Source organism: Photobacterium sp. GB-50 (genome assembly GCF_003026755.1).
GTDB lineage: Bacteria > Pseudomonadota > Gammaproteobacteria > Enterobacterales > Vibrionaceae > Photobacterium.
Genome location: NZ_PYNX01000013.1, coordinates 35,513 through 48,150, shown reverse-complemented (window position 1 = coordinate 48,150; position 12,638 = coordinate 35,513). Strand labels below are relative to the sequence as shown.

10 protein-coding genes and 4 tRNA genes are annotated in these 12,638 nt (G+C 38.9%); 10 read left to right on the top strand and 4 right to left on the bottom strand.

Going from position 1 to position 12,638, the window contains the following annotated elements:
* Positions 1 to 11 precede the first annotated feature (11 nt).
* The 10 genes from C9J41_RS15330 to C9J41_RS15285 all read left to right on the top strand — a co-directional run bounded on the left by C9J41_RS15330 (position 12) and on the right by C9J41_RS15285 (position 6,375).
* A complete protein-coding gene (locus C9J41_RS15330) occupies positions 12 to 1,034 on the top strand; it encodes a glycosyltransferase family 2 protein (protein ID WP_107205846.1) in 1,023 nt (340 codons plus the stop codon).
* A complete protein-coding gene (locus C9J41_RS15325) occupies positions 1,027 to 1,407 on the top strand; it encodes a GtrA family protein (protein ID WP_005367375.1) in 381 nt (126 codons plus the stop codon). Before C9J41_RS15330 ends, C9J41_RS15325 begins: the two co-directional genes overlap by 8 nt.
* The gene (locus C9J41_RS15320) at positions 1,404 to 2,558 is read left to right on the top strand and encodes a hypothetical protein (RefSeq protein WP_107294751.1); all 1,155 of its coding nucleotides are present in this window, start codon (positions 1,404 to 1,406) and stop codon (positions 2,556 to 2,558) included. The genes C9J41_RS15325 and C9J41_RS15320 overlap by 4 nt, the downstream gene beginning before the upstream one ends.
* A 225-nt stretch (positions 2,559 to 2,783) precedes the next feature.
* Positions 2,784 to 4,154, top strand: a complete 1,371-nt coding sequence (locus tag C9J41_RS15315) for an MATE family efflux transporter (protein ID WP_107205844.1) — start codon at positions 2,784 to 2,786, stop codon at positions 4,152 to 4,154.
* Positions 4,155 to 4,246: 92 nt separating this feature from the next.
* The gene (locus tag C9J41_RS15310; RefSeq protein ID WP_233220416.1) at positions 4,247 to 5,329 is read left to right on the top strand and encodes a DUF3080 domain-containing protein; all 1,083 of its coding nucleotides are present in this window, start codon (positions 4,247 to 4,249) and stop codon (positions 5,327 to 5,329) included.
* A gap of 131 nt (positions 5,330 to 5,460) precedes the next feature.
* A complete protein-coding gene (locus C9J41_RS15305) occupies positions 5,461 to 5,721 on the top strand; it encodes a DUF5062 family protein (protein ID WP_005367367.1) in 261 nt (86 codons plus the stop codon).
* 219 nt (positions 5,722 to 5,940) lie between these two features.
* A tRNA-Val gene (locus tag C9J41_RS15300) sits at positions 5,941 to 6,017 on the top strand.
* A 38-nt stretch (positions 6,018 to 6,055) separates the two neighbouring features.
* Positions 6,056 to 6,132, top strand: a tRNA-Val gene (locus C9J41_RS15295).
* 42 nt (positions 6,133 to 6,174) lie between these two features.
* A tRNA-Val gene (locus C9J41_RS15290) sits at positions 6,175 to 6,251 on the top strand.
* A 47-nt stretch (positions 6,252 to 6,298) separates the two neighbouring features.
* Positions 6,299 to 6,375: transfer RNA gene (locus C9J41_RS15285), tRNA-Val, on the top strand.
* A 257-nt stretch (positions 6,376 to 6,632) separates the two neighbouring features.
* Here C9J41_RS15285 and C9J41_RS15280 read toward each other — a convergent pair.
* The 4 genes from C9J41_RS15280 to C9J41_RS15265 are packed head-to-tail and all read right to left on the bottom strand — an operon-like array spanning position 6,633 to position 12,634.
* Positions 6,633 to 6,959, bottom strand: coding sequence for a hypothetical protein (locus C9J41_RS15280; protein ID WP_107290363.1), 327 nt, complete (start codon positions 6,957 to 6,959; stop codon positions 6,633 to 6,635).
* 47 nt (positions 6,960 to 7,006) lie between these two features.
* Positions 7,007 to 8,293 carry a hypothetical protein gene (locus C9J41_RS15275; protein ID WP_107294750.1) on the bottom strand — a complete coding sequence of 429 codons (1,287 nt, stop codon included), beginning with the start codon at positions 8,291 to 8,293 and terminating at the stop codon, positions 7,007 to 7,009.
* The gene (locus C9J41_RS15270; RefSeq protein WP_107294749.1) at positions 8,293 to 9,555 is read right to left on the bottom strand and encodes a hypothetical protein; all 1,263 of its coding nucleotides are present in this window, start codon (positions 9,553 to 9,555) and stop codon (positions 8,293 to 8,295) included. The genes C9J41_RS15275 and C9J41_RS15270 overlap by 1 nt, the downstream gene beginning before the upstream one ends.
* Positions 9,548 to 12,634 (bottom strand): AAA domain-containing protein, encoded by a 3,087-nt coding sequence (locus tag C9J41_RS15265; RefSeq protein ID WP_158259683.1) that lies wholly within the window; start codon positions 12,632 to 12,634, stop codon positions 9,548 to 9,550. The genes C9J41_RS15270 and C9J41_RS15265 overlap by 8 nt, the downstream gene beginning before the upstream one ends.
* Positions 12,635 to 12,638: the final 4 nt, after the last annotated feature.

Genomic DNA, 12,638 nt, shown 5'->3' with positions numbered 1-12,638 from the left:
AGGTAAATAATATGAATAATAACCTTAAAAATACAGACTATACCCTGTCACTTATCGTTCCTGTATATAACGAAGAAGTCGCTATTGAGCCATTTATTAACGAAATCAATAATAAGCTTTCCTCCATCCGCTCACATATTGATATTGTTTTCATTAATGATGGTAGTAAAGATAAAACACAGTCTGTAATTGAAGCTCAAATAGCCAAAGATGATTCAATTAGCTTAATTAACTTCGCTCGTAATTTTGGCAAGGAAGCAGCCATGACCGCAGGCCTTAATTACGTAAAAGGTGATGCTGCTGTGATTTTAGATGTTGATTTACAAGACCCACCAGAACTGATCCTTGAATTTGTCCAATTATGGCAAACAGGGGAATACGATACAGTTTATGGTGTTCGTGTTGACCGTTCACAAGATACTTTGTTAAAGCGTGTGACTGCAGGCGGTTTCTATCGTTTCTTCAACTTTTTATCTGCAGAAACAATCTTACCCGAAAATGTCGGTGATTTTCGTCTCATTGACCGATGTGTTATTGAAGCAGTAAAACAATTACCTGAACGTAACCGCTTTATGAAAGGTTTATTGGCTTGGTCTTCATTCCGCTCAATCGGCGTCGATTTTCAGCGTCCTGAGCGAAATGTTGGTGATACTAAATTCAACTATTGGAAGTTATGGAACTTCGCAATGGATGGTATTACAAGTTTTACTGCTTGGCCTCTACGTGTATGGGGGTTTGTTGGTTTTGGTATCTCGTGTTTATCTTTTACCTTTTTAATGTATGTATTAGTCAGTACTGTTTTCTTTGGTATTCATACACCAGGGTACGCATCAACCATTTCCGTTGTTCTGTTCCTTGGGGGGATTCAATTAATTTCATTAGGCGTAATTGGTGGCTATATCAGCCGCATTTATACCGAACTAAAGCAGCGCCCTATTTACCTTGTTGAAGGTGTCTATGGGAAATATAGTGAAAAAAACACACAACCTCTTGTTACAGAGACAGAAAAAGAGTTAGAAACCATCAATGAATGAGTCATTTTTAAAGCACTTTTGGCAATTAAATCGATTTGCAATTATTGGCTTACTTGCAACAGCCGTACACTTGTCTGTTGTTAGACTATATTTTTTCCAAATCCAAGATCCATCAGAATACAGTGCCAACGTGATCGGTTTTAGTATTGCTTTTTTAGTGTCTTACTTTGGACATCGCCACTTTACGTTTGGACAGAAAGGATCATTTTTAAAATTTTTGGCCGTATCATTGATGGGCTTTTTTATTAACAATTTAATCCTTGCTTCATTGTTGAAATCTGCAATGTTCTCAGGTTGGCTGGCGGTCACAATATCAACCCTTTGCGTACCTGTAATTACCTTCATCTTGGCTAAATTTTGGGTGTTTAAATGACTACATTAAGCTTACCTTCAATCAAAATTAGTCAACAAGAATGGCTGACCATTATATTTGCCGTTATTGTGAGTCGCACCGTTATCTACTGTTTAGGTTTATGGGGAGTAGCCGAGTTTGCTTCTGGACATTATGCTGAACAGCCTTTATTGCAAACCATTTGTCGCTTTGACTGTGTCTGGTTTTATCGGATCATCGAAAATGGCTATGATTTAGTGCCACAATGGCTAAGTCAAAAGAATGCGGCTAACTGGGCATTTATGCCTCTACAGCCCTTTATTGGTTGGATCTTTTCAAAATTTTTCTTTTTTGAAAACCCAATTAACAATGCCCGCTTAGGTTTAGTCATAGCCTCAAACTTAGCGTTTTTATTCAGCCTGCCGATTATTTTAATGGCGTTAAAGCAGCTTAATTTCAGCAAAGCAACGCAGTCTGCTGCTATCTGGTTATTGTGCTTTTCACCTTATACTGTGTATTCAACTGCAGGCTATACCGAACCGCTCTTCATTGTTTTCGTGACTGGTGTATTCCTGTTTAGTTATCGCCAACAATGGGGATGGGTCGCAATTTTAGGTCTATTAGCCGCTATTACCCGTAACCTTGGCGTGTTCTTGGTTTTTCCTGTACTCATTATTGCGATTCAACACTACGGTATAAATAGCTTTGTTCGCTTAAAAACCCCGGCACTGAAAGCAATTTCAGCCATATGGGTGATCCCTTTCGGCTTTTTCACCTATATGGCTTATCTCTACTTTCATGTAGGTGATGCGCTGGCTTTTGGGCACATCCAAATTGCATGGGGACGTCAATTAACCAATCCGTTTCACTGGCTCCTCTATGGTTTTGAAACAGGCGGCCCTAAGCTTTACTTAGCCATCATGGCGATACTCGCGTTTATACTAAATATCTATTTGGTCGCGCGTAAATACTACGCTGAAGCCATATTTATGTTCATTTGTTTGATATTACCGCTGTCATCAAATTTAAATGCGATGCCTCGTTATGCGTTTGGGTTGTATCCAACCTTTTTTGGCTTACTTTTACTTATTGAACGTTATCCGAATATTAAAACACCAATGCTATGTGTCTTTAGTGCAGCAAGTACTTTTATCGCGATTGGCTTTTACAGCCATATGATGTTTACGGTTTAACTTTCTCGATAAAACAGCAGCTTAATGAGTAAACACTATCTACTAAGCTGCTGTTATTCCCACCCCAAAGCAATAATTATGTAAATTGCCAATATTCTGTTTTGGTTATACGCCTTTTGTTTATATAATCCTGAAAAATCATTGGCAGTACAAAATAGAATGCCATAGAAGCATTTTAATACTTGACTCCTCCCCTTTATATTCCTCTTTTTGGAGCCAAAAATAGTGCATAACTATAAAAAAGAAACCGCGCAGCTTATAAAGCTTGCCGTGCCTGTGCTCATTGCCTCTGTTGCACAAACATCGATGGGCTTTGTTGACACAGTGATGGCGGGTAGTGTCAGTGCGACTGACATGGCAGCCGTTGCTGTTGCTGCAAGTATTTGGTTACCTTCTATCTTATTTGGTGTTGGTTTACTTATGGCACTTGTGCCCGTGGTGGCACAACTTAGCGGCTCAGGTAAAAAAGAACGTATTCCGTTTGAAGTTCAACATGGCTTCTACCTTGCGATCTTAATATCCATCCCAACCATGTTGATATTGTATAACGCGGGTTCTTTAATACATTACATGAATGTAGAGCCTGTATTAGCAGAAAAAACGGTCGGTTACTTATATGCCGTACTTTTTGCTGTACCTGCTTTTTTGTTCTTCCAGACCCTAAAGAGTTTTTCTGAAGGTTTATCTTTTACCATTCCAGGCATGGTGATCGGCTTTTTAGGCTTACTGGCCAATATCCCACTAAACTGGGTTTTCGTTTACGGAAAGTTTGGAGCGCCTGAATTAGGCGGGATCGGCTGTGGTGTGGCAACAGCTATCGTCTATTGGTTCATGTTTTTTGCGTTACTTGCCTATGTATTAATTAATAAACGGTTAAAGAGTGTTGGGGTATTTAGCACATTTTATCGCCCTCAATTAAAAGCGCTTTCACGTTTATTTAAACTAGGCTTTCCCGTTGCAGCTTCGCTATTCTTTGAAGTTTCACTGTTTGCTGTTATTGCCTTACTGATTTCACCATTAGGCCCAAATAAAGTGGCGTCGCATCAGATAGCGATGAACTTCTCATCACTGGTGTATATGCTGCCAATGAGTATTGGTGCAGCGGTGAGCATTCGTGTTGGCCACAAAATGGGACAACAAGATATTGATGGTGCACGTATTGCAAGCCATTGCGGTTTAATTGTCGGTACGGCTTTAGCTATTTGTACCGCTATGATGACGGTTATTTTCCGCGAAGACATTGCCGAGCTCTATACTCATAATCCACAAGTCATCGTGCTTGCTGGGCAATTATTACTACTTGCAGCGATCTATCAATGCAGTGATGCCGTTCAGGTTGTTGCTGCAGGTGCGTTACGTGGTTATAAAGATATGCGTGCCATTTTCTTTTGTACATTCATCGCTTACTGGCTAATAGGACTACCATCAGGTTACGTCTTAGGCCTAACAAACTGGATTGTACCAGCAATGGGCCCGCAAGGTTTTTGGATTGGTTTTATTCTCGGCTTAACTGCGGCAGCCATTATGCTTGGTTGGCGAATACACCATGTGCATAAACTTGATGCTGAAAAGCAACTTGAAATGTCATACCGATAACACAAAAAGGCGATCATCAGATCGCCTTTTTTGATCTAATATTGATAATAATCAGTATGATGAATATTCACTTAATGCTTTAAGAGACGCCTATGCCTGTATCTATCTCTATTTTCCCACATAGACTGTCTCTGATTCTTTTCATTTCAATAATGCTGATAGGCTGTAAGCAAAATGACAATGAAGACGCCTTTGATACCTATCATCAGCGTCTGGCTAATGTACTCGATATAGACAAAACCACCTTTCCTGAAACGCCCTTACAACTTTTACCCGCGAAACGAGAGCTTATTCAGCCTTTAGCGGATATTAGAATTGGTCTACTTGATGCCTATGAATTACGGCAATGTGGCTTATTCCAATTGATTGCAGAGCGAAATTCGATTTTGGGTAAAGTTCAAGATAAAACCCGCGGTCTCCGCTATGAACTTTTACTATTAGATGGGCTACAGTATTGTTTAGAAACACTGCCTAAAGACTCTGATTTATTAACCGAGCTAGCACCTATTTATCAGCAAAAGAAACAGCAGCTCCCATTGGTTTTTTGGAACACGCTTTTTACTGGAGAAGAATGGCGTAAACAGTTAACGCTAGGCCATCATCTACTTGAAAGTAATCAAACCACTCAATTTAACGCTAGCCTAAGCGCATTTAGCTATATCAATAATTTACTTTCAAATAGCATCAAACGCTCAAATAACATCACTGCACCTTATTCTAACAAGGATAAATATCAGGCTCTTTTTGAGCACCAACAACAAATTTATAATAGCCGATATATTGGTGATCTTTTCTATTCAATGCAGCGCACCACAACATTGCTGAACACAATTACAGAACAACTTACTCAGTCACAAGATGCAATTTTGTGTGGCAAAAATATGAATCAGCAAAAAGCACAATATCTTCGTAATGTTTTCTATAAGTTTTATGTTCCAACTATCCAGCCTTATTTATCAACACTTGATTCACAATATCGACAAATACAGCCCGTTTTACAGCAGATACTTCAACAATTGATTCAACCGAATATTCACCTCTCCTCACCGATGCAAACCTATATAGCATTCTATGTTGATGGCGATCTGTATCAGCAATTTCATGAAGCCACATTAGCGCACGTTAAATTCTGGCAACGTCTGTTTAAACAATGTAAATTCAAAGTTGGACAATAACTTTATTCTAATTTGATAGAATAACTTTGCTTCAAAAATTTGAGCTTTAAACTAAAATTTAAACTCAGCTTCTACAGTCGCGAAGACAATAAATTTGTATATATTTTCGCTAAGGGATATAGGAGATACGCATGAAGAAAACCAAGAATGAAGCAAAACTTCTCAAAAAAGCATTAGAAATAGGCTTTGCATTCGCGAAAAAACAAGGTTTTGGCGATTTAGACCGCAGTGTTGGCTCTACCGACCGTGTTGAGTGTATTTATCGCTTACTGGTTGATTGTAAACAAATCACTCCTCTTGCCGTGGATCAAGAGGACGGCGTTCATATGAAACATAAGCTGGTTTTATGGATCAGCCGCTTACTTCCGCCCGATCACGAACTTTTAAACTAACCTATCTACTTGAGTAGCGCACATTCTGTTGCGCTACACATTACATTTAATTGGCAATGCCCTACTTAAAAATATGACTTCGACTATTTCATCACCATAATTTTATTAAAACTGGCTATTGTGCAAGCAAACGCACTGAATTTACTAAAAAATCCAACTTTAATACTTGCCTCGTTACAAGTGACTCGCTAATATGCTTGTCGTTCAGTAGAACATATTACGAGCGTAGCTCAGCTGGTTAGAGCGCTACCTTGACATGGTAGAGGTCGGTGGTTCGAGTCCACTCGTTCGTACCAATTTATGATTAAAACCAGAAATCATAAATATACAATTTGCGTCTGTAGCTCAGCTGGTTAGAGTACTACCTTGACATGGTAGGGGTCGGTGGTTCGAGTCCACTCAGACGCACCATTTATATGTGCATACTTATTTAAGTAAACGCTATAGAAAATTGGAACCGTAGCTCAGTTGGTTAGAGTACCGCCTTGACATGGCGGGGGTCGGCGATTCGAGTTCGCCCGGTTCCACCAATTTTCATTCATTCGTTGTTTTAAGATGCCATATAGATAACATATTTGGATCCGTAGCTCAGTTGGTTAGAGTATCGCCTTGACATGGCGGGGGTCGGCGATTCGAGTTCGCCCGGATCCACCAAATTTCACAAAAAAGCCAAGCGTTATGCTTGGCTTTTTTGTATCTCTATCAAACAAATCTTAAATTCCTACTTTATCAATAAGAATTAATGTGAATTTATCTTCATTACCCTTTTTCACTATCTTCGATTTAAAAATCAAAAAACAATCAATGTGACCAAAAATCACGAATTACTGAGCACCTTTTATTTTGCAATTAAGTCAGACTCACGTAGCCGTACTATAAATCAATAAATCTCATGACTTTCTCAACATAAACTACTTTGAGTTATTGTCCCAATCTAATTTATTTTTCTCTTTACGGTCGTTATCGACTTTGAAATTCGCTGTATCATAATCTAAGGACGCCACTCGAAATCTATAATCTTTTTCGATTTCAATGAGTTCCTCATTCGTAATTGGGTCTAGCTTTTCATTACAGAACCGACACTTTTTTGCCTCTAACTGAACTCTTTCTGCACATGTCGGACACTTTCGTAATTTATCTATTTGCGCTTGTTGTAACTTAATATTATTCCTTTTTCCAGCATTAGAAAAATAACCTAAAACTAAAAATAAAATGATAAAAAATAAAATCCAAAACATACCTCACTCCTTAATAATTGATTGTTTTTAAAATTAGAAATAACTCTTTACAGCTTCTCTAACTTTCTATCTTTTAGGTAACGCTTAAATGGCGGCCAAACCATAACAACGATTGTGACAAGAGTAATAAAACCCGACAGAATCCAATAAACAGACGTCATCTGATCGTCGCTAAGAGCCATAATTGTTGCAATCGAACTCGCTGGCACTAACAGTGCAGCCACAAGGGAAACCAGTAAAAGAACCGTATTTGTAGATTCTTCTCTCTCCTGTTTCCAAAGCGCATGATTGTGCTCTAATTCAATAAACGTTTTATCTTCAATCGACGACAAATCAGCTTGCTCGCAAAAGTACTGGTAAAGCCTTTCAGCAAAGGGATATGTCGAAATATGAGTTATTTTGTATTGCCTTCTGAAATTAGAAATACGCTCATATAACTCGCCACGCTGCTTATTACTACAAAGCATCATTTCATCTTTAAAGCGATTTAATATCGTTCTTTGATAAATAACAGCGGCAAATAAATCGAGGTAATAGTGATTATTAGATAGATTCCACTTCAAGGACGATTCTTCAGGCGTTTGGTCCACAAAAACTAAACGATTTAGATTAAATTGACAGCGCCAATCTGCCCAATAATCGAATTGTGAATCGACCAATCTCTGCTTCTCTGTTTTAGAAAGTTTATACCTTGGATCATTACAATTAATGCCTGCACTCAACTCACTAACGCAAATAGACTTATCGTCTTCAAATCCATTTATTTGCTTAATCCAAGTACAATTAACCAGTTCATGTCCGAATGTATCTTCTTCATAATGACTGTCTTGCTCTAGGGGAATATCTAGCAACTCACTAATATGCTGTTTTAAGCCTTGGATCTTATCTTCAGCACTAAGCCATTGGCTTACTTTATGTTTTTCAGTTCTTGGCTCCCACTGAAAAACGGTTTTATTTAGATTAGAAATATCAGATTCAGTAAATGTTAATGGTGAGTCAAAATGAATATACAGCAAGCTCACCTCACCTAAAGCAAGTAACTGTAGCTGAGTAATATTAATAACTTTTTCATCATCTTCATTTTTACTGGGTAGTGACAACGAAAATAGTGGCTTAGTATCACTGTCCTGACTTATCACGTACCTTCCAGACTCAATTGGCCTTAATAAATCAGCACAAGAACGCGAATAAAACCTTCTTTTATCCTTAATTTCATCAACCGTCAGATCTTCTGTCCAATGTTGCCACTTTTCATCGCTGACAATTTTTGCGAATGCTTGCTTAGAGATAAAGAGGGGGAAAAAACCCCACCCTTGCCATTTATATTCCGTCATTAATCTACCACTACTTCCTGTTTGGGTAAGGATTTACTAACCCGTGTAATCGAATATCGCTCTGCAAGTTCTCGTAACTGTTCAATTTCCTTACTCGGTAGTGTCTTCTCTACATATTTCGCAATCGTTGGATACTCTCTTTCATCCCTTGGCGTTAACATATATGCGTCACACATCTCCACATATTTACGCAACTTAGCAGCGTCATCTTGCAAATTTTTTTCTCTAAGAAAATAGCGAATTGTCAGCCCAGATAAACTTGAAAACTTGCCCCATGCTTTTAAACCTAATGGTTTAGCGGCTAAATCATCAGTTCCACACATTAGAATACCTTGTTGTCTTGACTCTACGTCTTTAGACAACCACTCAACATTCGCTTTAGTAATGTTGATAATAGGCAAGCCAAATTCATCAAGCGCAATCTCACCTTCACCAAATAATAGTTTTTGTTTTTTCTCTTGTTCCTGATTGAACTCACCCAGTTTTCGTACAATGTTAGGATCTTTTAATGCTGTAATCGTCGCTAAGATTTCCTTTAAATCATATTCGATACACGTCTTACCAAAAGCGACCATCGCTCTCTCTGGCTTATTCCGACCCACTAAAAATAACCTTGTTTGCAGGTATCCTGAGGAATAACCCACGATATCACCAAATGCGAGTGCTTCATCTGTAATACCAAGGTCTCGTTTAGATTCAATTAGCGAGAGATCCATCCCTTTCAAGTTAACTAGCTGTGACTCTTCTAAAATATGGCTTGATATTATTTTTCCTGTGAATTCCTTACTTCGTAAGCTATCCAGCTCTGTATAAGGTAGTTGGTATGCCTCTCGCGGCAACAATTGTTCTGATACCGCACAATAACGAAAAGCACGCTGAACAATTCTGACAGGCACACCATGTTCAAGGGTTTCTTCACCAAGATCCGTCAGCAGTAATTTACCTTCATCCATTTCGACAAATGAACGGCCAGCCATTTCACTGATATGTTTTGTCACCAACTTCTCAGCAAGACCGGTTAAGACCACAATTGAATTAATAGAGCTAATACCTTGTTCTATTAACTTGAAGATCATTAAGTCAATATCACTGAGCTCCTCTCGGCTACGCTCTTTGACTAAAATTTTCACGTTGAGTATTGGTAATAAATTATCACGAACGTAAAACAGCGTTTCATCTGGCTTTATTTGAGAATTCAAAACCTCAGCGTAGCTTTTTGACATATTGAAATAAGGGTTAGTTGTTTTCTTTTTTTTAGCCATTTTCACTCACCAACGTTTTCTTAGCAGATCGAGTATTTGAGTTTTTACGGTTATTTGATGCGGTATTATTTTTTGGTCTTTGAACCGTTTTTGCATCAGGAAGGAAGCGCGAAGCTTGCAGCAATGCGCCTTTCTTATGACACTGACTTTTTAGCAATACCATTGCTTTTTTAAACTCAACATCATGGGCATTCTGTCTGTCAGCACCTTTGGTCAGCGTCTGGGAATCACCAATCATTACCAATTGTTTCTTAGCACGTGTTTGCGCCACATTCAGACGTCTCCAGTCTGATAAAAAGCCCACTTTGCCCTGTCGATTTGAACGCGTAAAAGTGAAAATAATCAGATCGCGCTCTTGCCCTTGGAAGCTATCTACTGATGCAACTAACTCATTTAGAGGCATGGTTAACTCAGACAATTGCCCTCGTTTCTGCTCTCTTCTTATTGCTTTTTGAATCGCCTTTACGTGATTAGCGTAAGGAACAATAATCCCAATCTCGCGATTTTCAGCAAGCTCAGGCATCTCTTTTATTGAAGACTTAAGCAGCGCGATAACAAGCTCAGTTTCACAGACATTGTCTTGTACAACAGCGCGTCCATCTTCAGACGTTGCTTTTTCAGCCTTATCTTGAAGCCAAGTAGTATCAATCCAGATCATTGGCTGAGGACAATAAGAAAGTAATGGTTGCTTCTTATCCATCCCTACACCCGCAAAATACTTACCTTCATAGAATGCTTCAGAAACAAAATCACTGATCATAGATGGACATCGGAATTGCGTGTCTAACATAATTTTGCGGTCTTCAGGGGCGCCATTCCAAAGGTGTTCAAACCAGCTAAGACGATAGAGATCTTTATAATCACCAAAATCTTTAGCTTCGACTTCTTCTAGAACTTCATCACTCACAACAGGTGGAAGTTGTTTGTGATCACCAACAAGAATTGCCTTATTAGCACGTGATAACGGAACGATTAAATTATGAAGTTGGATTTGTCCTGATTCATCGACAATAACAACATCAAAATCGAGTTCCCTAAACAACGCCTTCGTATTGATACCAATACAGGTAGCCCCAACCACATTTACATTTTCCATTAAAATCTTATATAAGGCTTGCTGACGTTCCGTTTTTAATTTATTGAACCATTCGGTAAGGTTGGTATGAATACTGGAAACCTTTACTAGTAGCTCATCAAGACTTTCCATCTCGAATTTAGTCACTTTTTTTCCACTGCTTCCTGGAATATTAATATCATCAACCAGTGAGGTGACTTGTTCGAAATAGCCTTCAATCTGACAATGAATACTGTCCATAAGGCTGTGAGCTTGAGTAATTTTCGATTCAGTTTCCTCAATAGTATTGCCAAGCTGAAAACGCTGACCTTTTAACTCACTCGTCTTGAGATTAACTTTATTGATCCGATAATTAATTAAACTTATTTTTTTGTTATTGAGCCAACGCGACACAGATTTAAATATTGGCCATTCTTTTTGTTGAGTCTCAATGATTTGTTTACTTAGTTGCTCTAAGGTATTATTTTTTAAAACAATATCTCGCTCAACTTCAACCAAGTTATCTTTAAGTTCTAATAACGTGTTGGTATGGTGAGTATGATCACTTTGAGCCAGTTCTGCAGCGTCTAGTTGTTCAATGATCTCATCTTTACTAACGAGTAACCCCTTTATATGCGCCAATTGCTGCTCAAGCACTTTCAGCGTTTCATCTGCTGAACTGAACATCCGCTCCTGTAACTTCGCTGCTTTGTTGTCTAATGTAATATCTTCAAGGCATGAGCTGATCTTATTCTCATTACCGATACGAAGACATTCAAAATCATCCTCTTCAGCAAGGCGCTCTAAAACGTTATCAACGGCTTTATTATTTTGCGACGTAACAAGTACCCGTTTACCTTGTGCAGCAAAGTACTTCACCCATTGAAGAATAACTGTGGTTTTTCCCGTCCCAGGAGGCCCTAGAACAAGGGTATAGTCATCACTACCCGCTCCACTATCAATCGCTTTAACTTGAGAAGGCGTTGGTGGGAACTTGCTTGGAGGAACAGGGACTTTTACTGGCGTTAATGGGGAGTGGTCATACATGCCTGCAGCCAAAGATAGTAGCCAAGGGTTTTTAGATGTTTCTGACTCCAGCGAATCAACCACTGCATTACGCACCTTCTTCAAGGTTGGTAATGCCGCAACATTCAATAACGCTTGCTCTGGTATTTGCGAATCTAATGCTTGTTTTTCAATACTGACATGGATAATAGGTTCATTCTCAACAGGGTTAAGATCTGCTATCTCCATTAAGATATCTGTCGGTTCACGCATCTCATTGAGCATTTCCAACAATGTTGGCTGTGTCTCAACAAGGCGAGAATAGTCAAACTCATCAAATTTCAATTCATAATGAAGTCGGTAAGTCGTCCTTTCACTTCGCGCAGTGATAGACGTCGCTTGAAAAGGCATACATTGCTGGGCGGCTATCCTTTCAAGTTCGTACTCCGAGTCAATAAAACAGCGAAGTACTTCAACCATTTCTTGCTCTTCAAAAGACAACGACTCTTGTGTTATATCATTCTGCTCTCGCTCTTCTCCTTCAACATTCCAAGGTGACTTAATAATATCCAAAAGCTCTGAAGCGTATTCTCCTGAGCTGTACCTATAGTCAGTCTTTTCTAAGCCAACACCGAACTCTCGGCCAGATAAAAGCCGTACACCACCAAACTCTAAAAGTACGCCCTTTTCAAGCATACGTTGGCGATCTTGGTTGTTTGCATAATAAATACGACCTAACCACAAGCGAGGATTATCATCACTTTTGGCAACACTCATGGTTACTTTGTACTTACCTACAAGCAAGGTAACAAATATGGAATCATTCCTTTTAAATGAGGTGACCCATCCTTTTTGAGCCGATCTTATTTGTTTAATAACCGCTTCTTGAGACTCACCATTATCAGGCCAATTTTTATCAAGATAATTTTTCTCCACTTTATAAAGTAAAGGCAAAATTGATGGGTATTTAGCGGTTTTTTCCTCTGGCCAAAAAGGAACGGTTTGATTGTGTGCCAACATAGTC

Bases quoted from the DNA above. Each gene is read 5' to 3' on its own strand.
- C9J41_RS15330 (WP_107205846.1), top strand. From the start codon at position 12: ATGAATAATAACCTTAAAAATACAGACTATACCCTGTCACTTATCGTT.
- C9J41_RS15325 (WP_005367375.1), top strand. From the start codon at position 1,027: ATGAATGAGTCATTTTTAAAGCACTTTTGGCAATTAAATCGATTTGCA.
- C9J41_RS15320 (WP_107294751.1), top strand. From the start codon at position 1,404: ATGACTACATTAAGCTTACCTTCAATCAAAATTAGTCAACAAGAATGG.
- C9J41_RS15310 (WP_233220416.1), top strand. From the start codon at position 4,247: ATGCCTGTATCTATCTCTATTTTCCCACATAGACTGTCTCTGATTCTT.
- C9J41_RS15305 (WP_005367367.1), top strand. From the start codon at position 5,461: ATGAAGAAAACCAAGAATGAAGCAAAACTTCTCAAAAAAGCATTAGAA.
- C9J41_RS15280 (WP_107290363.1), bottom strand. From the start codon at position 6,959: ATGTTTTGGATTTTATTTTTTATCATTTTATTTTTAGTTTTAGGTTAT.
- C9J41_RS15275 (WP_107294750.1), bottom strand. From the start codon at position 8,293: ATGACGGAATATAAATGGCAAGGGTGGGGTTTTTTCCCCCTCTTTATC.
- C9J41_RS15270 (WP_107294749.1), bottom strand. From the start codon at position 9,555: ATGGCTAAAAAAAAGAAAACAACTAACCCTTATTTCAATATGTCAAAA.
- C9J41_RS15265 (WP_158259683.1), bottom strand. From the start codon at position 12,634: ATGTTGGCACACAATCAAACCGTTCCTTTTTGGCCAGAGGAAAAAACC.